Origin of the sequence: Schlesneria paludicola DSM 18645 (genome assembly GCF_000255655.1) — a bacterium.
GTDB classification, from domain to species: domain Bacteria; phylum Planctomycetota; class Planctomycetia; order Planctomycetales; family Planctomycetaceae; genus Schlesneria; species Schlesneria paludicola.
In genome coordinates this window covers 1,249,430-1,271,432 of sequence record NZ_JH636435.1, presented here as the reverse complement: position 1 = coordinate 1,271,432, position 22,003 = coordinate 1,249,430, and the positions used below count along the sequence as shown (strand labels likewise).

The 22,003-nt window shown below is 55.2% G+C and carries 10 protein-coding genes; 8 read left to right on the top strand and 2 right to left on the bottom strand.

The genetic code is table 11. The features are described from left to right. Positions 1–72 precede the first annotated feature (72 nt). A complete protein-coding gene (locus tag OSO_RS44715; protein WP_050986247.1) occupies positions 73–348 on the bottom strand; it encodes a VF530 family protein in 276 nt (91 codons plus the stop codon). Positions 349–531: 183 nt separating this feature from the next. On the opposite strand from OSO_RS44715, the gene OSO_RS0122725 reads away from it, so the two are divergent. The 8 genes from OSO_RS0122725 to OSO_RS0122675 all read left to right on the top strand — a co-directional run bounded on the left by OSO_RS0122725 (position 532) and on the right by OSO_RS0122675 (position 20,780). Continuing rightward, a complete protein-coding gene (locus tag OSO_RS0122725; protein ID WP_157605399.1) occupies positions 532–1,023 on the top strand; it encodes a thioredoxin family protein in 492 nt (163 codons plus the stop codon). 725 nt (positions 1,024–1,748) lie between these two features. Continuing rightward, complete coding sequence (gene tssH / locus OSO_RS0122720; protein WP_010585399.1) at positions 1,749–4,406, top strand: type VI secretion system ATPase TssH; 2,658 nt, start codon at positions 1,749–1,751, stop codon at positions 4,404–4,406. Between the two features lie 544 nt (positions 4,407–4,950). Then, positions 4,951–7,197, top strand: coding sequence for a type VI secretion system Vgr family protein (locus tag OSO_RS44710; RefSeq protein ID WP_010585397.1), 2,247 nt, complete (start codon positions 4,951–4,953; stop codon positions 7,195–7,197). 81 nt (positions 7,198–7,278) lie between these two features. After that, positions 7,279–8,355 (top strand): FHA domain-containing protein, encoded by a 1,077-nt coding sequence (locus OSO_RS0122700; RefSeq protein WP_157605397.1) that lies wholly within the window; start codon positions 7,279–7,281, stop codon positions 8,353–8,355. 27 nt (positions 8,356–8,382) lie between these two features. Continuing rightward, positions 8,383–8,676 (top strand): PAAR domain-containing contractile injection system baseplate protein, encoded by a 294-nt coding sequence (locus tag OSO_RS0122695; RefSeq protein WP_010585395.1) that lies wholly within the window; start codon positions 8,383–8,385, stop codon positions 8,674–8,676. 175 nt (positions 8,677–8,851) lie between these two features. Next, on the top strand, positions 8,852–14,110 hold the full coding sequence (locus OSO_RS0122685) for a carboxypeptidase-like regulatory domain-containing protein (RefSeq protein WP_010585394.1): 5,259 nt from the start codon (positions 8,852–8,854) through the stop codon (positions 14,108–14,110). Between the two features lie 52 nt (positions 14,111–14,162). After that, positions 14,163–15,845 carry a type VI secretion protein IcmF/TssM N-terminal domain-containing protein gene (locus tag OSO_RS0122680; protein ID WP_010585393.1) on the top strand — a complete coding sequence of 561 codons (1,683 nt, stop codon included), beginning with the start codon at positions 14,163–14,165 and terminating at the stop codon, positions 15,843–15,845. Positions 15,846–15,860: 15 nt separating this feature from the next. After that, positions 15,861–20,780 carry a VWA domain-containing protein gene (locus tag OSO_RS0122675; protein ID WP_010585392.1) on the top strand — a complete coding sequence of 1,640 codons (4,920 nt, stop codon included), beginning with the start codon at positions 15,861–15,863 and terminating at the stop codon, positions 20,778–20,780. A gap of 21 nt (positions 20,781–20,801) precedes the next feature. On the opposite strand, the gene tssG is transcribed toward OSO_RS0122675, so the two are convergent. Further along, positions 20,802–21,944 (bottom strand): type VI secretion system baseplate subunit TssG, encoded by a 1,143-nt coding sequence (gene tssG, locus OSO_RS0122670; protein WP_010585391.1) that lies wholly within the window; start codon positions 21,942–21,944, stop codon positions 20,802–20,804. Between the last annotated feature and the right edge of the window lie 59 nt (positions 21,945–22,003).

Here is a 22,003-nt window from a genome sequence, read left to right as displayed (position 1 = left end):
GCCCCAAATCAGCGGCTTCGACGGTAAATCGAACATCGAACCCATGGTTCGACGAGGCTTCGATCATTGGGCTCACTCTTCGGTGGGTGTGGGCTCTACTGCTGGCAACTCTTCGAATGCGGCTGGTTTCTCTTCTAAGTAGTGCAGGTACAGCGATTCGACTTTGGCGCGAGCCCAAGGGGTTCGCCGCAGGAAGTGCAGGCTTGATTTGAGGCTCGGATGGTATGTGAAGCAGCGAACCGGGATCGATTGGCTCAGAGTTTCCCAGCCATACTGTTCGACGAGTTGTTCGAGCATGGCGGCGAGTGTGACGCCGTGTAGCGGATTCTTTGGGTGTGGGGGAGTCATGTCTTCGGTCCAGATTGCTTGCGATCGAGCTGCCAAGTCTGCTGAATCCTAAACGACTCGACAAAACGCTGCAATTTGTTCGGGTCGCTGAACGAAACTCTACCAGAAATGCGGATTGAACCGCCGATACTGATTCTATCGCTCGCGGACTCGGATGCGGCTGAATTGCGAAGGGAGTCGGTTATGAACCGCCGTTTGTTTCTCTATGAAGTGGTTGGTTCTGGATTCGCCTTGGCGTCGCTGGCTGGGGCGGTACTCGCGGATCTCCCTCGTATGGCCACCACGGCAGCAGCCAAGGTGAAGTGGCAGCCGAACTTGAAAACGGCTCAGAAGCTGGCGGTTCAGCATGATAAGCCGATCATGATCGTGTTCGGGGCGACGTGGTGTGGGCCGTGCCGCCGCTTCGACAACGAAACACTCGGCGATAAGCAGACCGTGGCGATGATCGAGAGCGAGTTCATTCCCGTGCATCTCGATTTTGATAAAGATCGCAAGATCGCTCAAATTCTTGAAGTTGAACGTGTTCCGTCGATTATTGTGCTCACGCCAGACGCCGATTTGCTGATGCGTTCCGTCGGTTTTTCCGACCCTCGCGAGTTTCAGTCCAAGCTGACAACAGCTCTCGAAAAGCGTGCCGCGGTTCAGCAGGCGCGTGCTACTGCAACAACGCGCTGATTTTCGTGCGTCACGCGACTGTCTCGGTCTTTTTGATCGAGTCGTCGCACCGAATTTCCTTTCTGGCTACCGTTGCGTTTGCGACGTGTGGTGAACGGATTCAGGCCAACTCGCTCTTTGTGCCGAGCATGGTGGGTTCGTGCCAATCTCGACGACAACGGCGCCCTCATACTCTTATTAACGTTGTTGGCTCTTTGCAGTCCAGCCGTCGAGCATTCTTGGATTAGTGGACGCACTGGCGGTAATCAGCCGGTCGGTATCACTGACATGACGTTTTGTGTATTGTGGCTCGGCGCATCGCGGCGGCGGCCGGCGCTTGGGTTGTGTTCGAAGGCACGAGCCACGAATCCGACGGCTTGCCCTTCTCAAAATCAACTGTTCAATTCTGGTGACCGTCGGTGGATTGTTGGCAGGCAATTCAATCCTGCTGTAATCAGCTTGTTGTTGAATTCAACTAGGGCCGTACTTATTGTGTGAAAGTCATGATGCGACGACGAAAAACGCGCGGGGGCAAGTGGCACTTCAAACCTGAGTTGACACGTTGATGAACTCGTCGCTCGCAGGCCCACGTGCCTGCGGGCGATGCTCGTGAATCTGTCTGGCGTGAATCTATCAGGACAGAGTGGCTGTGCCACGACGCTTGTTTTCGTCGGCCTCAAATGACAATCCCGTTCAACTCTCAAATATCTGTTGGGGGCAGCGTCGTGGAAGTCAATCTGCGGTCAATGGTTGGTAAGCTCAATGACACCTGTCGCCGCGCACTGGAAAGCGCCGCGGGGTTATGTCTCTCACGAACGAACTACACGGTTGAAGTCGAACACTGGCTGCAAAAGCTGTTGGAGATTCAGAATTCCGATCTGACGAAGATTTTCAAGCACTACAACATCGATCAAGGCCGTCTCGACGCCGCCCTGACCCGCGCCATTGACGGTTTTAAGACCGGGAATGCTCGCTCACCTGCGTTGTCTCCGTTGCTGGTGGATCTGGTTCGTGATGCCTGGATCTATGCCTCGGTCGAACAGAGCGAACCCGCAGTTCGCAGTGGCCACATCTTGCTTGCTGCGTTGACCAATTCCAAAGTCAGCCAGTCGTTTCTCACCAGCGTGCGTGAACTAGCAAGTCTGGCGCCTGATGCGCTAGCTCGTGAAATGCGAGAAGTCACGGCAGGGTCGACGGAAGACGCTCCGCTCTCTCGTCCTGCGGCGGGAACGGGTGGGCCGGAGCTGCGTCCCGGAGGTGGCAAGACTCCGGCGCTCGATCAATACACGGTCGATCTGACGGAACGATCGCGAAGCGGTGCGCTCGACAACGTTTCAGGTCGCGATTCCGAGATTCGCCAATTGATCGACATTCTGATGCGGCGTCGGCAAAACAATCCGATTCTGACAGGTGAGGCGGGGGTTGGAAAAACGGCTGTCGTGGAAGGGTTTGCACAACGAATCGCCGCGGGCGACGTTCCTCCACCCCTTCAAAACGTGGCCGTTCGCGTGCTCGATCTGGGGCTGTTGCAAGCGGGGGCTGGCGTTAAAGGGGAATTCGAAAATCGCTTGAAGTCGGTCATTCAAGAAGTCAAGGCGTCGGCCCAACCCATCATTCTATTTATCGACGAAGCACACACCCTGATCGGTGCGGGTGGACAGGCCGGGCAGAACGATGCCGCGAATCTGCTGAAGCCGGCGCTTGCGCGGGGTGAGCTTCGGACGATCTGTGCGACGACCTGGTCCGAGTACAAACAGTACTTCGAGAAAGATGCGGCGCTCACACGACGATTCCAGGTCGTGAAGGTCGAAGAGCCTTCCGAGCATCAGGCCGAGATCATGTTGCATGGTCTCGTGAATATGCTCGAGAACCATCATAATTTGCGAATTCTGGACGAAGCGATTGCCGGGGCCGTCCGGTTGTCGCACCGTTACATCACGGGACGGCAGCTTCCCGACAAAGCCGTCAGTCTGCTCGATACGGCGGCGGCCCGTGTCGCCGTAGGTCACTCGGCGATTCCGGCACCGATTGAGGATCTGAAGCGGCAGATTGAACAAATCACCTTGAAGGTGGATGTTCTGACGCGTGAAGCGGCCGCTGGCGCGAACCATGCTGTGAGAATCGGTGAATTGACCGAACAGCGGACGAACGCTCAGGCGGAACTGGTCGAACTCGAAAAACGCTGGTCAACCGAACGGGATTGTGTCACCAAGATCTGTGAAATTCGCGATCGCCTTTCAGGGCAGTCGTCGACCAAGAAAAAGGATGATCAACCGAAGGTCGCCCCCCCTGCTCCACCGACCGAAGCGGAAGCGACAAAGCTGCGCGAAGAGCTCAATGTCCTGCAGGCAGAGCTGAAGCAGATTCAGGGGGAACTTCCGCTGGTTCAACCCTGCGTCAACTTCCAGGCTGTGGCTGAAGTGGTTTCGGGATGGACGGGGATTCCCGTTGGAAAAATGCTGACGGACGAAATTCGAATGGTGTCGACCTTGCATGAGCGGATGACCGAACGTGTTATCGGTCAGAATCATGCTTTGCACTCCATCAGCCGTCGCATCCAGACGGCCCGCGCGAATCTGACTGACCCACGCCGCCCGATTGGCGTGTTCTTGCTGGTCGGGCCGAGCGGCGTCGGAAAGACCGAAACCGCGATGACGCTCGCAGAGATGCTGTACGGTGGTGAAAAGAACATGGTCGTCATCAATATGACCGAGTTCCAGCAGTCGCACACGACTTCTTCATTAATCGGGTCGGCACCAGGGCTTGTCGGCTATGGAAAAGGGGGCAAGCTCACCGAAGCCGTCCGACGTCGGCCCTATTGTGTCGTGCTGCTGGATGAGATCGAGAAAGCCCACGACGATGTGCTGGAATTGTTCTATCAGGTCTTTGATAAAGGTGTGCTGGAAGACGCCGAGGGACGCGAGATCGACTTCAAAAACACGATCATCCTGTGCACTTCGAATGTGGGATCTGATCTGATTCAGTCGCTCTGTGCTGATCCCGAAACGCGACCTGATCCCGAGAAGCTGGGCGAGCAGTTACGGCCCAAGCTGTTGGAACGCTTCAAGCCGGCATTCCTTGGGCGTATGACTGTGGTGCCGTACTATTCGCTGGGCGATGAAGTCTTGCGAAACATTATCGATTTGCAGCTCAAGCGAATTGGGCAGCGATTGATTGAAAACCATCGCGCGAAGCTTGTGTTCACGTCCGAAGTTGTCGACCGAATCCTCGGCCGCTGCCGGGAAACGGAAACGGGGGCCCGAAATGTTGACCACATTTTGACCGGGACCGTGTTGCCAGACATTTCCCGCGAATTGCTCGCTCGAATGGCCGAGGAAAAAGCGATCTCGCAAGTCGAAATCCAGCTCAGCGATACGGGTGGTTTCAATTATCGATTCGATTAGTCGCTGGTGATCGTCCGTGTGGATGCTGACACGAATACTCGCTTCGTCCTAGCCGTCTGTTGAAGTAACGGGGACTGGCTCCGGCCAGATATTGAAAACGCCATGACATCGTGAACGCCAATGTGCCTGCCCCCTTACTTCAACAGACTGCTGGGCATGTTCATCTGCGTCTCGGCAGTTTTGTATAGGATTCGGCCACGAATGAATTGTCCTGGCCTAGTCTTCGGTTTGTCTGATTCTGTCGGAAATCGTTGGCGAGCGAGTGTCGTCGTGATTTGTTCAGGTTCGTCGAGTACGGCATGTCCGACGTTGCTCATGCCGTGTCGCCAGAGTTTGCTTTGGGACGCGGTACTCTTGTTCAGAGCGATCCTAAATCAAGGGGCGTGAAGAATTCCGGCAAGAATCACGCAACAGTCGGGCGATTGACGCGATAATCAGGTCGGGGATGTGGTTGGATCGCAACACGAAATTCGTGGTGATGTTTCGCGAACGTCCCGATTTCAACTTCAGATATCCGATTTCGAGCTAAGACGAGGGTGCGAAGATGTCCGCTAAGTATACAGACAAGAATCGCCTCCTCAGCTTCAAAGCCGATGGAAAAACCGACTTCCTGTTTCCGACAAAGTTCTCTGCGACCGAGCTAATGTCCGGCCTGTTCTCGGTTCGAGTCGAACTGATGGTCGATGTGGAGAAGGCGGATCAGGTTCAAGGCGATCAATTGCTCGGCAAACGTATGACACTGAAAGCGTCTCTAGGTCGCGATTATGACAAGGGCCCCTATCGCTATTTTGACGGAGTCTGCAGCCGGTTCGCCTCTGTGGAAAAGGATGATCGATTCGCACACTTTGAAGTGGAGCTTGTTCCCTGGATGTGGCTGCTGACCAAGCGGTCTGATTTCCGCATCTATCAGGACCTGAATATTCCCGACATCCTCGATTCGGTCTTCGGGGATTTGCAGAAAGACTTCTCAGACTTCAAGTACGAAATCCGTGCCAATCGAGGGCAGTACAAGAAGATCGATTACTGTGTTCAATTTCGCGAATCGCAATTCAGTTTTGTCTCGCGTCTGATGGAACAAGATGGGATTTACTACTACTTCGAGCACACCGACTCCGGGCACAAGTTGATTATTGACGATTCGCCGACGGCAGGTGGAGATGTGCCGAATCAGGCGGAAGTGTCGTACATCAAAGAAAGCGGTCCGGGTGAGTTTAAAGACGACAACATCACGACCTGGCGTGAAGATCGTGTCATCCATTCCGGTAAGTTCTCGGTACGTGACTACCACAGTCAGCTCGCCCAAAACAAAATCGAGATCTCGGGTGTCGCGGCCAAGACGAGTATCGCCAAAAACGACAAATTAGAGGTCTACAACTGGCAGGGCGGTTCGGCACTGCGTTACAACAAGACTGATCAGCGGCTGGACGAAGTGAACTCTGTCGGTTCCACATTGACGAACATTCGCGCGCAGCAATCGGAAGTCACGCATCATACGTTTTCGGGAACGGGCTGTTGCCGCGGTTTTGTTCCCGGTTATCGCTTCAGTCTCAAGCACGCTTCGGGCAAAAAGTACCTGCTTGTCGAAATTCAGCATCAGGGCGTTCAGGACCCGAGCTATGAAACCGGCCAAGACGAGCAGGTTCCTTACACGAACGCGTTTACCAGCATCTCGTCTGACCTGCAGTTTCGCCCTCAACGTGTCACACCAAAGCCCGTTGTTGAAGGGCTGGAGTCGGCAAAGGTCGTAGGTAAATCGGGTGAAGAAATCTGGATCGACAAGTACGGTCGCGTGCGTGTCCAATTCTTCTGGGATCGCAAGGGAGAGAGCAACGAAAAGAGCACCTGCTGGGTGCGCGTCGCACAATTGTCTGCCGGGAAACGCTGGGGAGCTTCATTCTGGCCGCGCGTCGGTCAGGAAGTTCTCGTGGCGTTCGTGGAAGGTGATCCCGATCAACCGGTGATTGTCGGATCTGTCTACAACAATCAGCAAATGCCGCCTTACCTTGGCGATGGTCCGGACGACAAGCACAAGGTCGATCCTGATATCAGCGGGATCAAAACCAATTCCACCAAAGGCGGCAACGGATATAACGAGCTGCGATTCTGTGATACGAAAGACAAGGAGCAAGTCTTCATCCATGCCGAAAAGGACATGGATGTCCGCGTGAAGAACGAACGCCGCGAAACGACGATTGCTGATCACGTTGTGATTGTTGGCGATCCGAGTAATTCTGAATCAGGTTCGTACAAACAACGCGTTCATCGAAATCACTCGACTTTGGTCATGAAGGATAAGTTTGAGAAAGTCGAAGGAAACGTCCATATTGCGGTTGGAGAAGGAAGCAATTCTGATGGCGGCAAGTATCAGCATTCCGTCGAGAAGGACAGCCTTGAATATGTCGGTGGCAACAAGCACGTCGCCGTAAAGGGGAGTCGCAGTGAATCTGTGACTGGACAGTACTCTCTGACTTTGGGGCAACTGGACGCGAAGATTGATCAAGGCGCCGCGCTCGAGGCGACAACATCGCTACACTTGAAGGCGATGACGATTGTGATTGAGGCAGATCTACAACTGTCGCTCAAAGTCGGGGGGAATTTTGTCGACCTTTCCCCTGCGGGCGTGGCAATTAACGGGATGCCGATGGTTATGATCAATAGCGGCGGGGCCGCTGGCGCGGGGCCGGGAGCTCAACCTGCAACTGCTGAGGCGGCCGACGGTTTAAAGACGCCACCAGACAGCTATTTTCATAAAGCGGATGATTCCAAGACGGGAACCAAATCGTGCGATTAGTTTGGCCGAGCCAGGTGTCTTACGGAGGATCTTAGCAGCCTGTTGAAGTCAGGGGGCAGACACCTTGGCATGCACGGTGTCATGGCGTTTTTTAATCTGATCGGAGCCAGTCGTCGCTACTTCAACTGGCTGCTAGAGTCGGTCGACCGTCAGGTGGATCATGTTTTCAACTTAAGAGTCGACGTTATGCCCGAGTCTCAGCTTCGCATGGAAGTCGTTAGCGGTTCATTGAAGGGCCAATCGGCAATTCTGCATGATCATGGTTCAATGATCGTCGGGCGGTTGCCTGAATGTGGGATCTCGGTCTCGCAGGATATGACCGTCTCACGGCAACATTTTCGTGTTGAATATGACGCTCCTGTCTGCACGTTGACACATTTGAGTCAGACCGGTGAAACTCTGGTCAATGGTTCTTCGGTCACGAGCGCAGAATTGCGTGCGGGCGACGAAATTGCCTTTGGAGCAGGAAATACGATTCGGGTCTTTGTCGACTATGGACGCGATCCGATCGCCGCACCCACCGCGCCGCATTCGTCCGACTCATCCCGCTCTCCTGCCGCGAACGGCTTTACGGCACTGAAGGCAAGTTGTGGTTGGAACATGTACGAAAGTGTGGCGGATCGGCCTGGCTTTCGTGAACTTCTGCAGATTCTTGATCGCAATCAGCGCATCGGTGCCATTATCGATTTCCGTCGGATCGAGCAACCTGTACCTGATGACCTCGTTGATGCGGCGTACCTATTCCCCTGGATTCAAGCGCCGATGCGGGATCAAATGTCGCCGATTTTGATTTCAATCCCTGACAATCCGGCCGTTTTGGAAATGATCGGCGATCATGTTGGAAAGGATGGCGTCGTCTGCTTCGGTTCATCGTTCAAGCGAACGGATGTGATTGAACATTGGAAGACCGCAATCGGTGTCGTCAACGACCAGCCTGGGACGGCGATGACAGCTTACCACTGGCCCAGTCTTCTCAACGCGATTCTCACCTGTCAGCTTCCCGAAAATGTCGGTTCGTTTTTGGGCGGGTTCAATTGGATATTTATCGAATCGCCCAAGTCGCCAGGTCAGTGGCGACTATTTGCCAAGGACGATCTGGCGCCGGAGCTGACAAAAGCCGGGTTGGTCGCAATGCTCGCCCCTGTCAAAACGAAGTAATCACACAAGGTTCGCAGGAGTTTGATCATGCCCCCCGCAGCTCGAATCATGGATATGCATGTCTGCCCCATGCAGACCCCCGCTGTGGTTCCGATTCCGCATGTCGGTGGACCAATCTCGGTAGGCTATCCGATGGCCATGATTGAGTTCATGCCTGCCGCGCGCGTCGGTGACATGCTGGTCTGCGTGGGGCCGCCGGATGTCATTGCCATGGGGTCGTTCACCGTGATGATCGGAGGGCAACCTGCCGCTCGGATGGGAGATATGACCGTTCATGGCGGATCGATTGTGATGGGAAGCCCGACGGTGCAAATTGGGTAATCGGAATGGTTAGGCGGATTGCAGATGAGAATCTGCTCCATCCAAAATTCTGCCCCAGCCGTCAGATTCGCATGGAGCGGATTTTGGACGTTCGTTCAGGTAACATCGCATTGCGAATGCCTGTGAATGACGTCCCGAAGGACATGATCAACTATCGCCCCGCAAAGAATCGAACATGAGCCGCGGCAAACCACCCACACGTGACTGGCGAGCTCAACCACCGACACAGTCCGTCTACGCACGTGAATGGCGAAGTGGCGGAAAAGGAACGGCCTCACAATTCTCTCGCAAGTTCAAATTGCGGATGGTCGGGCTGTCGCTGGTGGCCCTGCTCGCGCTAATCGTGGTGCTATTTCTCGTGCCGTTTACGGGATCGCTTCCCAAGAGCCAAATTGTCACTTACGGAATCAGTGCTTATGACGCGCCGGTTCCCGTCAATCCGTTTGCCGAGCAAGATGGCAACGCGTTCGGTGAATTGAGTGAGGTCAATTCCAAATACTTCTTTCCCCTTCGCAAGGGGGATTTGAATGCGACTCAGATCCTTGAGTCCTGGAGGAAAGAGTGTAGCTCGGATGACATTGCACGACAGCATCTGATTGTGTTTTGCACCGTTCATGCCATTGTGCAATCGACGGGTGAAGTGAAACTGATGGCGATTGATGCCACACCCGAAACACGGGACCGGATGGTCCCCCTGCAGGATTTGATTGCCATCCTGCAACAAAGCAAGGCCAAGCGTGTTTTGCTACTACTCGATACCGCACGATTGGAATCGAACTGGCGATTGGGGATTCTATGCAACGATGTGGCGGAACTGATTGCCAGCCAGTGGCCGGCACAAAGTCGTGATCGTCTGCAATCGAAGTCGGATAAGGTTGACCGGGAGCCAGCCAAAGGCGAGAAGCTGACGATTCTGCTCGCGGCGGGCCCGGGGCAACGAAGCTGGGCCAAGGGTGGCGAGTCGTCGTTTGCCAGGGTCGTCATTGATGGTCTGGCGGGCGAGGCGGATGGCTGGATCGAGGACGATGGTCGTGCTCAACTTGGTGGCATTCGCAACAAACGCGTCAGTCTGCTGGAGTTGACTGCCTACTCACGCAAGCGGATTGAGGAGTTCAGTCACCAGCGATACGGGGTGCTACAGACGATTCAGTTACTTGGGAGTGTTTCGGATTTCGATATCGCAGGCCTGACCGAAGCTTCAAAGGCTATTGCGAATGCAACGGCCCTGGCAAAAACCAAAGATAAAAAGAAGGCCGCGCTGGCCGCAGCAAACGAGGCCGTCCAGGCGACCGAAGAAAAAGCCAAGACATCGGAACAGGTGGAAATCACCTGGGATGAGAAGAGCGAAAAGCAATTCGAACAGTTGTGGATCGAACGGGACGCGTGGCGTGACGAGAGAGGAACGGAGCGTCCCATCGCGAGGCGACGTGCGCCACTCCTATGGCGCCGCTTCCAGGCGACGTTGGCCCGGGCCGATTCGCTGAAACAAGGAGGTCAGCAACGGCATGCCCTTGGTGCACTCGACGCCGCGGCGGCGGCAGCCAAACGACTCAATGAACAGTCGTCGGCGGTGGCAGGTTTGAACTGGCAGAAATCAGAAGTCCAACTTCTGTCGCGGTGGGGATTCGCATTTGAATTCAGTCGACCATCGGATCTGGCGATCGCAGCGGCCGGGAAATCGCTACAGGCAGATCCGGCCGCAGGAAATACTGAGAAGCCCAATTCTTCTGAGGGAGAGACCGTCTCTGCTGCGAGTCCGACCGAAATTGATCCGATCGCGGCCCGGCTTTGGCTTGTTCAGGAACTACAGCGTGATCCGATGACCGAGAAAGACCTGACGCGGTTGCGTCAATTGGTCGAACGGTTGCCGGCGACTCCTGATGCGCTGCTATTGCGAGACGTGCTGGCACTCAAGGCGAACGAGATCACGATGGTCGCGAATGAGCTGTTGCCACAGTTCTTCGCAAATTGGGATCAACTTCGTCGTCTGGCGGTTCGATTTCCGGAAGCCTGGCCGATGACGGAAGGTGACGTTCGCGCGGGCGTCCGTGCTCAGCATGCGGCGGAACGCTGGTTGTTTGCCCCGGGCTTGACGCGTCCCGACGTGAAGGTCTGGCTTCAAAAGGCCACGGAAGCGATCAGTCGGGCTGAAGAATCGGCTATTCGATACGGAGAGGCCGTTGGCATCTGGAGCGATCTGCTGTCAGAGTTGCCTGCAATTGCAGAATGGGTGGCGGCGCGTGCCAACGACGATGGGAAGCGTGACCTATCCTGGTTGGTTCTTTGGGCGCGTGATGCTCAAGAGACGGGGGCTTGGGATTTGGCGGCACTGTTAAAATCTTGGCCCGAACGCCCCTACGATCCGAAAGACGTGGAGCGGAAACTGCTGTCCCTTTTCATTGATGCACAGCGACTGAAAGCTGCGCTGTTCGCGCCGGCAGGAGAGACACTGACATCAGAAGAATTCAATAAACTGGTTCGCGACGCCAGGACGAATCGAGCGGATTTCTGGCAAGACGTGCAGTCAAAGCATTCGCGTGCCGAGATCGCCAATTCCACGACCGCGCAGTGGCGTGAATCTTACCGATTGCTTGAGCAAGGGTGGATTCCTTTCCCGGTTCGTGACCGCCAGAAAGAATTCCAGGCGAAGCTTGATGACGCCTTTGTTGCGGTTCGAGACAAATCAAAAGCAAATCCCACGATCGGTGAATTATTGCCAACCCCGTCGACGACAACAGGGCCGGTCTGGCAGGGATTTTGGGCGGTAAATTCGATGCAGCTCTTATCGGAGCCAACGGCCGACTGCGTGGAACTTTGCAAGACCTGGGGCCGCTTAGTGATGGCATCGCCGCTGCCTGGACTGACTCCAAGTCACCCCGACGTGTCCGCAGCGACCTTGCGGCAGGCGCGTGCCGGGCTAGGAGACTTGATCCGTGAGCAATGGACACGGTTGCCCACTCTAAAGCAGGATCTGCCATCGATCTACCTGATCGCAGCCAAGGCGAATCCGTTTCGTGAACCGGAGCGTGATCAAGACCCAGACGATTTCATTCGCAACGAGCGTCAACGCCAATTTGCCGCCTGGTTGGACTTGTTCGCGGATCAGTGGCGTGGTCACGCCGATGACACGATCCGTCCGAATGCGACGAAATACTTCGAATTGGCTCGCGATGCCGCAAACCTGTCTCGCGCCCTTGATCGTCGCCGTGATGCCAATGATTTGGTTACCAAACCCAAAACTCCCGTCTCGCCGCGTCTTCCACTGCTCAGTCATTTGGCGTTCGATGCGAACCGGCAGAGCCGCCTGGAACTACCGGCCGTTGCATCGGTTGCCGGGGACAAGAGTCCGAATATTGTTCTTGCCGGAAGCGGAGTCCGACTTGTTGAAGGGAAGCAATCGTCGACGCTGGAGAAAGGGCTGACGCGCCCCATGCAGCCCGATGCGCCCAGTGCGTTTTCACTCAGTTTGAACACGTCGGTCGACGTGCCGCAGCAATTGCTGGTCGTGTTGGCTGATCCTATCGACAACTACCCTTACGACTTTCGCCTTGTCCAACTGAATCCGCCTTTCGACGAAAAGCAGTGGAAGATTGAGTTCACAGAGGCAAAATCGAAAAACGCTCTGGAATGGGAGCCGCTCGCTCGTTCAATCGGGGTGAAGGCATTCTTGTGTCCATCAACCAATGTCGGACTACGGGCGGAACTCGTCCGATCTGACAAGGATCTGACGACGGCGGCCAAGATCAAGGTCTTTCGTTTGCTTGATTCGACGCGGACACCTGAACGTGAGGTCCTGATCGAAAACATCGATCTTCCCCTGAAGCCTGGGCAAGTCAGGACCCCATTGGCATTTGATTTTCCTGAACCACCCAAAGATAAGCCCCCTGGCAACGACGCAACTTCGGCTGGATTGAATGTTGATATTGGATTTGGGCTTGTGTTTCAGATCGTTCCAGAGGGCCAGCACCCGCTGGAATATGTGATTCGGCCGACGTTCTATTCCGCGCTGAATTTCATCAATGAGCCCAAGCCCGTGATTGAGGATGACCGATTGACGTTGTTCATTCAACGTCCCGCAGTTGTCAAAGAGGGGTTGCTTCCGAAGTCGATCGGCGTCGAACTGCATGTTCCAGAGGTGTTCCTGGAATCATTGACTGGGTATACGCTGAAAGGCGCGGTTCAGGCCGGTCAGTCGGCGACGCTGGCGTTTTCGCTGCCGAAGAATTGGAGCGACCTGGCTCGCGATCACCAATTGGAATTATCGCTCGACGTTGCAGGGCTGCCACATGCCTATGTCTGGCGGATTGAGTCATCGGGACTTGTTGTCCCGATCTCTGGAAATCCCCCGCATCTGGGCGTTCGGTTTCGAATGCCTCCGCCCGAAGGAAAAGATCCACCGCGGCTCAAGCCGATTCTCAAAAAGGGCAAAGATCCCTTGGACCTGTTACTGCAATTGAACGCTGCAGAATTGGACCGCTACGAGGCCGTTGACGGCTGGACTGTCAAGTACACCGTCAGTCGTGAAACACCGACAGGATTCGAGAAAACACCCTTAGGAAAATCTTGGCCGATCTTTTCTTCGCTACAACGGCGCGTCGTTCTCGATAGCGTTCAGACGGGGGTTTGGAACGTTCGCACTGATGCAGCCGACTATACTCATCTCATTCCCGAATCCGAACTAAGCGGTTCGTTCGGTCGGTATCAGATTCGTGCGGAAGTGGGGCAGGCAGACGAATCGAATCCGCTGACGGTCGTAACGCAGCGATTCGCCATTGATGATGAACGCGAGCCAGAGGTCAAGTTCACCTGGGCCGCAGCCGGTCCGAAGTGGATGGACCAGGATCTCGCCTTCCAGATCGAAGCCACCGATCTGGAATCGGGGATCGACCGAGTCTCGTATGGATTTGACCTGAATGGCGATGAAACGTTTCAGGAAGTGAAAGAAATGATTGGGGAAGCTCGTTTAAGTAAGCTGGGGGGAATCGAGCTGAACGATCCAACCATCAAGAGGAAATTCACGATCCCCAAGTCGAAGCTGCCGAGTTTTGCCAAGGACAAACAAGAAGAAACAAAATACCTGATGGTTCGCGTGCAGAACGGGTTGGGCGGAGTCAAATCTTGGGCCGAGCCCATTCCGTTTCAGCGACCGAAGAAGCCGTCGGTTCCGGTGAAAGAACCCACGGGGAATCTTGTGGTCAGGCTCAAGATCAATCGGGGAGCCGAGTCGACAATTCAAATCAAAGGTCCCGATACGAAAACGGAAAAGACAAAAAACAACAGCGTGACGTTTTCCAATCTGAAACCGGGTCGCTATGAAATCAAAGTGAACGTGAATTATGCCGTCGTCGGGGTAAAAGAGTCGGGATCGGAAACAATCGATGTCAAAGTCGATGAAACCGTGTCTGCAGATGTGACCTTGTCGACTGTCAAATAGCGTTCACAACGTGTGTCTTGCAGCGGTGTGATCTTTCCCGTCGGAGCGGTTGATGATTGAGTCGTTGTTTTCGAAGATTTCTACTGCGCTCAACGCTTGGCATCGAATTGTCTTTGCCATCTTGCGTTGGATGGGTTTGCTCGTCGGCATTTTTCCGAAAGCGGGCCGAGTGCCGCCCGCCGTGTATGTGGTGATTCATTACGGGTTGATTCTCCTGATCACCGGATTTCTTGCCTACAACAGCACGGCATGGATCAAAGAATCCGATGTGGATTGGCCCTGGCCAGTTCCCCGGTTCTATGTGGGGATTCAGTTCCTGCTGGTCTATTTGTTCATTCGCTTGCTGATCGCAGGCGTGCAACTTTTTCTCACGCGAGATCTGTCCGAGTTTGAAGATGTTCAACGTGCATGGGAATCGGGATTGGATGCCCTGGCTCGAGAGGGTTTCGACCTTCAATGGCTGCCGATCTTTTTGGTGAACGGCGCGACGCCTGAACAACAGAAAAGCCTGTTCGAAGGTTCGCGAATGACCTGGAAGGTCAATGGCAACTCCGATGACCCACGCTCGAATGCCCTGACGTTTCATGCCAGTGACGAAGCGCTCTTTATTTGCTTGAACGATGTTGGTGCGATGTCGCGGCAACTGAAGAAGGTGCCTTCCCGCGGCGGGAACGCCGCGACTGCTGCCCGGACCGGACCCGCCATCGCGTCAACAATGCGTCCAGATCAACTTCGTTCCGCGGTGGAACAAACGCGACGTCCCGATCAATTGCAAAATGCCGGTGGTCAAACCTTGCCTCCGAACGCCCTTGCGGCGGCAGCGGGCGCCACGATGCGTGCGCCTGCAGCCCAATACGGTGCCACGATGCGGCCAGGCGAGATTGCGGGGATGGCATCTCAAACCGTCGCACCGGTGTCGGTTTCAATGCTTTCTGTCCTCGAAAAGCTGAGCAAGGACGAGTTGCGTCAGAATCATCGGCGACTCGAATTTGTGTGCCAGTTGCTGACTGAGGAACGCGGGAGCTACTGTCCGTTGAACGGACTCCTGCAACTGATTCCCCTGCGATGGACTGAAAGCGCTGCTCACGAGCCGTTGATGGCCGCAGCGGCCGCAGACATTCAAACGTTGCACAACGGATTGCATCTGCAGTTTCCTGTCGTTTGCGTCCATGCTGGATTGGAAGACGTGACGGGTCTCTCGGAGTTCATAGAACGCGGCAAAGAAATCGATTCACGTTTTCGAGATTCTCGCGCGGGGTCGCGTTATCCTGCCGGTCTGGCCGTCGATCACAAGTCGTCCGAATGGGTTGTGGAGCGTGGTCTGATCTGGTTCCGTGACTGGGTCTATGCCGAGTTTGCCAAAAATCTGGCCAGCTCGAAGAATCGTCAGCTCTACCAGTTTCTGTGCTCGCTCTCGCTACGGCGCGAGCGACTTGTCCGCGAACTTCAGACCGTTATCGGTGACATTAACCTGCGGCAACCTGTTCGGTTGACCGGTTGCTACTTCGCCGCGACAGGCGCTGAGCCTGCGAAGCAGGCGTTCGTGCATGGTGTGATGCAGCGACTGATGAGTGAGCAAAATGACGTTGCGTGGCTGCCGGAGTGGCGCTCGCGCGATCGTCGCTGCCTGCTGCTGACGTCACTGGTTTCCCTCGTCACATTGGCGGTCTTGGCTGCCGACGTGTACCTCGTCTGGCAGATTTGGCAATTGGCACCCTCCGTCTTAAGTTCTTAAGGAGAACTCCGTAATATGCCGCCCGAATCAGGTCCTTCATGGCGCGGCTCTGCCCCCAAACCGGCTCCTGGGAATGCGCGCTCATGGCGGCGACCGGGAAACGCTCCTGTCACCACCTGGAATCTCAAGTCGGGTTGGCTGAAAGGTTTCTTCAGCCTGATGTCCGTGCTGGCGGCGTTCGTGGCGATTTGCCTTTTCATCTATCTGATCTTCGTTCCGGGCTGCAATCAGGTGGATTATAGCGTGCTGGCACCGGCACCTTACACCGATCCGGCGATGCCTCCTCAGCCGTTTGCCCAGCAAGATGCAGAGGCGTTTCGAGGAACATTCCGTGCGGAATCGTTGTCGACGGCGTTTGAATCAAAAGTTGCCGCGACAAACGCGAAACCGGCCAGGCGGAAATCCGCTTCATCGCGATCGACCCGCGTTTTGTACATCACCGCGCTCGCAGGCCAAGACGGCAACGGTGATGTCGTCCTTTATCGCGAAGGATCGGGACCAGACAGTATCGATTTGGGCGCCTCATCACCCAATGGGTGCGTCCCTTTGGATCAGGTCCGCGAAGCATTGGCGGCACTACCCGCAGAGCAGAAAAAAGTGTTGGTCATTGATGTCGCCAGTGGTCCGATCGACTGGCGATGGGGGCAATTCGCGAGGCCGCCGATGGGTTCTTCAGCGGACCAAGAGGCTTCAAATCCGGCCATCGACAAGCTGATTTCTGACGTCAAAAATCTGGCCGTCATTACCTCGGGGGCTCCTGGAGAGCCGAGTTGGGCGAGTCCCATTTTGAAGCAATCGGTGTTCGCCCACTTTCTTTGTCGCGCTCTTGCGGGGGATGCAGATGGATGTGTGGCCAATCGGCGAAAAGATGGAAAAGTCACACTGGATGAACTGCATCAGTTTCTATTGACCCGCACAAACCATTGGGTACAGCAGAATCGGGATCCACGGGGACAGCACCCGCAGATGCGCCTGTCGGTTGGATCGAGTGACAATTTCTTGAACACCGTGCTGTCGACGAAAAAACTTGCGCCACAAACAGCGCCCTCGGCGGCCAACGATGAACCGGCCCGCGAGAAATTGAAAGAGCTGTGGATCAAGCGTGACAAATGGGAAGCCGAAGACGCCGCGCAGTGGCACCCTGTCGCTTGGCGGCAGCTTTTAGAGCATCTACGACGTGCAGAACGATGGTGGCTGGCCGGGCAGCCGGAAGAGATGGACCAGCATTTGATCGCGGCAAAGCGCGCTGACGATAGCCTGACCGAACGCGATCGCACACGCGACCGTTCTCTGATGTCCGGCTTCACACTATCGCGACGTGCCGAATCCAAAATGTTCTCGTACGGCGATCTGGATGTTCCCGAGGACCATCTCAAACGAATTCTGGAAAGTGAGCTTGCGCCAACGGACTTGCCCAAATCCGATGTGGACGAGGCGGTTAAACTTCGAAAACTGGCGGAACAACAGTCGTGGCACAGCTATCGATCACGGCTTTGGACTGGTTCGATCCTTGATGAGGCGGATGCGTCGCGTCGTGCTGCGGAAGATCTGCTATTTGTGGGCGGAAAGTTATCGATCGACTCGGCGGCCGATCAACGCAAGAAGTCCCTTGCCAAGTTCGATGAGCACAAGAAACTCGTGATCGATGTGTCGGACCTGGTGCGCCTTCAAAATCGGCTGCTTGCCGAATTGCCTGAATTGGCGTTTTGGGCGTCACAGCGAATTCCCGAAGAAATGATCTCGAAACCGGGGCAAGATGCCCATCGATTTCAGGTGCAGAATTCTGAACGATTTCGTGTGATTCAAAAGTACGCTCAGTTGATTTCGTCGAATCGGTCGAGTCCACCTGACTCGCTTAAGCAAGAGAGCGAACTGGCAGAGTTTCTGAAAGATGGCGACGACCTGCAGGCCGTCGAGGTTCGGTTGCTTCTTGCATTCGAGCAGTTGCGTCGTCTTTCGTCGCTTATTGACCGGGAGAAAGAGAAGTCACCGCAGGCATTCGCGGCCACAGACGCCTGGCGCACCGAACGTGACGCGGTTGTCATTTCGCTGAATGAGACCCGGAAGCTAAAAGATCAATTGACGCTGCACGCCAAAACGTTGATTGGGGCTCCGAATTTGGGTGCGGGTGATTCAAAAGGCGGGCAAGGACAAACTCAATATTACCGCTGGTTACAAATTCGGAATGCCCTGCAGTGGTCAGGTCTTTTGGCCGAGGCGCGCGGTGGTTTGCTGGCCGCGCTCGAAGAGAGCGACCGAACCCGCTACCTGGATTCGCAGAAGACTCCGATTGAGCAATCGACGGAATGGAACGGCGAGAATTGGACCGGTGTCGATGGCTGTTGGCAGGCGCTTTGGGCACTTCAGGTGTTGTCGCTGGATCCATCCTACGTTGGAATGAACCAGCGCTGGGTGGACTGGGCCGAGGCGTGCCTGGTCAGCAAGAACCAGAGTGCTGAACTGGCGAAACTTGGCCGGGAGGTGCGTAGCGAATTCCGGGAACGAGCGAAAAATCGGGCGCTGCCGCCGGTCAAAGATTCGGATCAACTCAAGTCTGATCAAGTCCCCGATGCCTTGAATGGATTACTCGCTGCTGAACGATCGGCGCGAACCATGCATGGCTACGATGCGGTGTCGTTCAAGCTCGATAACGATCCGGTCGCGAAAGTTCAGGCATTCGATCAGGGGGCCATGTGTTTGCGGCAGGCAGAAAGATATCTCGAAGATTTCTGGGGCAATTCGAATGGCGTCGAACGCTGGTTTGTCCTGGCGGCCACTCAGGCGATGCGAGCGGCCGCGCATCAGGAAGAAACACTGGGAATTCGCGCCATGCGGATGGAGCGGGAACGCGTCAGTCGCGGCCTCGAAGAGAAAAAACTGGCCACTCTCAAGATCGCTCCTTTTAGTCCGGGTGTCGATTTAAGCCTTGTCGAGAAGGCCGTACACAGCTTCACTGTGACCATTGATGATCATGTTTCCGCGGGGACTGCGGCCCTATGGATGGACGAGAATGCCATTTCCGCAGAGCAGATTCTCGAGTTCCTTCCGCTAGGGCGGCGCGCGGTCACTCGTACGGGAATGTCGCACGAATTTACGATTCATCGCAATCGGCCGATTCCCACGGCGAATTGCGAAGCGATCAGTGTCATGCCGCGCCTGCTTTATCGGGGGCAGTTTTGGAATCGTCAGGATGGCTGGCTGAGCGTTAATCCATGCCCACCTCAGTCGATCGACCGCGAGTACCAATCACCTTCGGACAAGGGCGCGATCCTGGTGCAAGGCGCCGATCGACGCGACACAATTTTCATCATTGACTGCTCGCTGAGTATGCGTGACGAGATTGTGAAGGGGCAGCCGCTGCGTCGGTTTGATGTGGCCCGCAAGGCACTTTCAGATACCTTGAAGGTTCTTCGCGATGCATCGACGGAGCGCAACGAGAAAGAGCCTCATGTGATTGGGTTGATGGCGTATGGACATCGTGCGAAAGCCAAAAATCGCGATCCCAATCTGACAGAAACAAATCAGAACTGGCGGCAGCCGATTCCGGATGAAGTGAAAGACAATTGGCGAAATGATTTTGAAATTCTGGTGCCACCCAGCCCTTTGATTGGAAACCAATTCCGGCGGATGAATGCCTACGTCGACCCCGATCAACCATTTGACGGCGTACAAACATTGGAACCCTACGGTGAAACGCCGTTGCTCGGTTCCGTTCGGGCTGCGTCAGAGTACTTGATCGCACAAAAACGAGGTGGTGTCGTCGTGGCGATTTGTGATGGGGCGTACAACGACGAACGTACGAATGGAGCGCGATACAGGGCTCTTGAAGATCTCTATCGGGGACATCCGGAACTGGCGCTCCATCTGGTTGCGTTCGACCTCGACAAGCTTGCCGAGATTGAAACGCTGACGAAGCTCGCAGAAAAGACCGGGGGAAAGTTCCATCAAGCGCCGACCGCAGCCAAACTGGCTCAGATCATTGATCGCGTGATGAAGCCGCGTCCGTTTTCGGTCGTGCGCGCTGCCGAGCCGCCATTGAATATTGAGTCGCCCCTGGGGCGTGCGGTTGATGACTTGGCGGCGGACACGTATCAGGTTCAGTTTCCCGGGGTTCCTTCGTTCACCGCGAAAATTTCAGGTGGAGAACGACTGGAGTTTGATCTGCAGATTTCCAATCGGTTGCTCAAGCACCATCGCCCCGTTCCCAAACTGTCGCGACGGATCAAGGGGACGCGTGAGCCTGCGGAGAACGAGCCAAGTCGATTTGGCTACTTGAAGGCGGACTATAACGACACGACAAAGCGGGCTCTGTTCGAATTCTCACTGGATCGTGGAAATGATCCAATCGGTATGGTTGATCGGCCGGCGGAAATCCAGATTACGATTTCGCCCATGCGATCAACTCGTCAGTTTTCGGGTTCCTGGAAGCTGTCGCCGCAACAGTCTGTTCCAGTCTGGCAAGTGGAACTGAGAGACTGGCCCAAAGATGCCAAACCCGAAGTCCAGGCATTCTGGAAAATGAATCGTACGGAGCCCGACGAAAAAGTATCGGCCGCGATGCTGTTGAAAGATCCGCAGTCGGTGACACTCGACGACTGGCCGAATCGGTCTCTCAATATTACGGCCGAGCGCAAGGGCGGAAAATTGCTGGTGAAGCTGCAGGGGACTGATAAGTCCAACCCAATCCGCGTCGCGGATGTTCGTGTGGAAGTGGGAGAACTCTCAAGAATTGAATCGCAGTTCAGCCCGAAGAGCTACGATTGGACGAGTACATTTTATGAATCGGGGCAGCAGATCATCTACGCGTTTGATGTGAGCGAACGGTTTGATCCCGACCGATTCCACGTCGCTTTAACTTCACCCACCAGACTAAAGCGTGACGCGGTTGAAATCCAATCGCCACTCGAAATCGAAAAATGGGATAGTGAACAGTAACGCAATCGCGGACCTCGCGATCTATTCCGATCGATCGTCATAGGAACGCAGTTTTACGGAGGCGAGAGTCGTCTGGAACTGTCTCGTGTTAAGCCAAGTGTTCCAGCCCAATCTTGCACCGATGCCGCTTTTTTCGCCGCATCTTAGCTTGGGGATTTCCGAGGTTCGTAATTGAAGGTCGAGATCAAAATCGAGATGTTGTCCAGCGTACATTCGCGAGATCTGAACGAGCGGTCGGTGCGCCGCCCCGATCGGCAAAAGCGAACAGAACTGTTCATAGTCCAAGGGGCCGATTTGCAGCCGAAACTTTCCTTGGGCTTCCCAGACCTTCTTGCCCGCAACCGTTTCCTGGCCCAGTTTCGTGTTCCAACCTCGTTGCAGACGTGTACGATCGTCGTTTTCCAGTTGCAGCCAACGCCCGGACAGCGGCCGTACCTTCACGGACCAGGCAAAGTGATCTGACAGAATGGACTCAAGACCGCACGCCGGCCGATGGCGATGGGACAGCAGTCCGGCGTAGAAACGCCACGTTTGGTCCGGCACTTCGGTTCGAGGTTCCAGTCGATCACGTTCAGGCAGCGAATAGCGTGTCGCAGGACTGCCGAGTCCCGCCAGGCTGAGCAGGATCTGGCCGATTGGATCCAGTTTGGGTCGCTGATCCACCACGAACGAACGATGCTGTTCGCGTCCCAGTTGGACGGCGATCTGTTCTTGCTGCAGGGCTCGTTCGCTCAGAATCCAGAACTGATATTTTTCCCACGCTCGATAAAAGAGTGAAACGAGGCGGTGATTGAAGAGATCAAGAAATTCAAGAAGCGCGTGATCTTTTCGTTGCAATCGCTCAACCACGATCTCTGTGTAGTGCTGTGGCAGAGCGCTCACCGGCCCTGTCAGCCCCATGAAGGTGACGACCATCCGTGCGGGATGTGACAGATCTTTCCGCTGGTCGATATTCCTGATTTGACTGGCAGGGAACTCTAGCGACGCATACGACGAGAAACGCACCACTTCCCGGTGGGGCACGCTGTCGTGTCCAACCGGCTCAAACGACGATTGCCAGCGTTCCATCAGCCGTACGGCCTGGAAAAAATTGAACCGGTATCCCTCGGAAAGCAGCAGCGCGATCACCCCGGTGGGGTCGGATGTCTGATCCGGCGTTGCCATGCTGAGTGTGTCCTTTGCGATTGTACGGCCGATGTTGAAACGCGAACTGCCGGCTGGCG

Coding starts and splice junctions, on each gene's coding strand:
- OSO_RS44715 (WP_050986247.1), bottom strand. CDS start 348: ATGACTCCCCCACACCCAAAGAATCCGCTACACGGCGTCACACTCGCC.
- OSO_RS0122725 (WP_157605399.1), top strand. CDS start 532: ATGAACCGCCGTTTGTTTCTCTATGAAGTGGTTGGTTCTGGATTCGCC.
- tssH (WP_010585399.1), top strand. CDS start 1,749: ATGGTTGGTAAGCTCAATGACACCTGTCGCCGCGCACTGGAAAGCGCC.
- OSO_RS44710 (WP_010585397.1), top strand. CDS start 4,951: ATGTCCGCTAAGTATACAGACAAGAATCGCCTCCTCAGCTTCAAAGCC.
- OSO_RS0122700 (WP_157605397.1), top strand. CDS start 7,279: ATGGCGTTTTTTAATCTGATCGGAGCCAGTCGTCGCTACTTCAACTGG.
- OSO_RS0122695 (WP_010585395.1), top strand. CDS start 8,383: ATGCCCCCCGCAGCTCGAATCATGGATATGCATGTCTGCCCCATGCAG.
- OSO_RS0122685 (WP_010585394.1), top strand. CDS start 8,852: ATGAGCCGCGGCAAACCACCCACACGTGACTGGCGAGCTCAACCACCG.
- OSO_RS0122680 (WP_010585393.1), top strand. CDS start 14,163: ATGATTGAGTCGTTGTTTTCGAAGATTTCTACTGCGCTCAACGCTTGG.
- OSO_RS0122675 (WP_010585392.1), top strand. CDS start 15,861: ATGCCGCCCGAATCAGGTCCTTCATGGCGCGGCTCTGCCCCCAAACCG.
- tssG (WP_010585391.1), bottom strand. CDS start 21,944: ATGGCAACGCCGGATCAGACATCCGACCCCACCGGGGTGATCGCGCTG.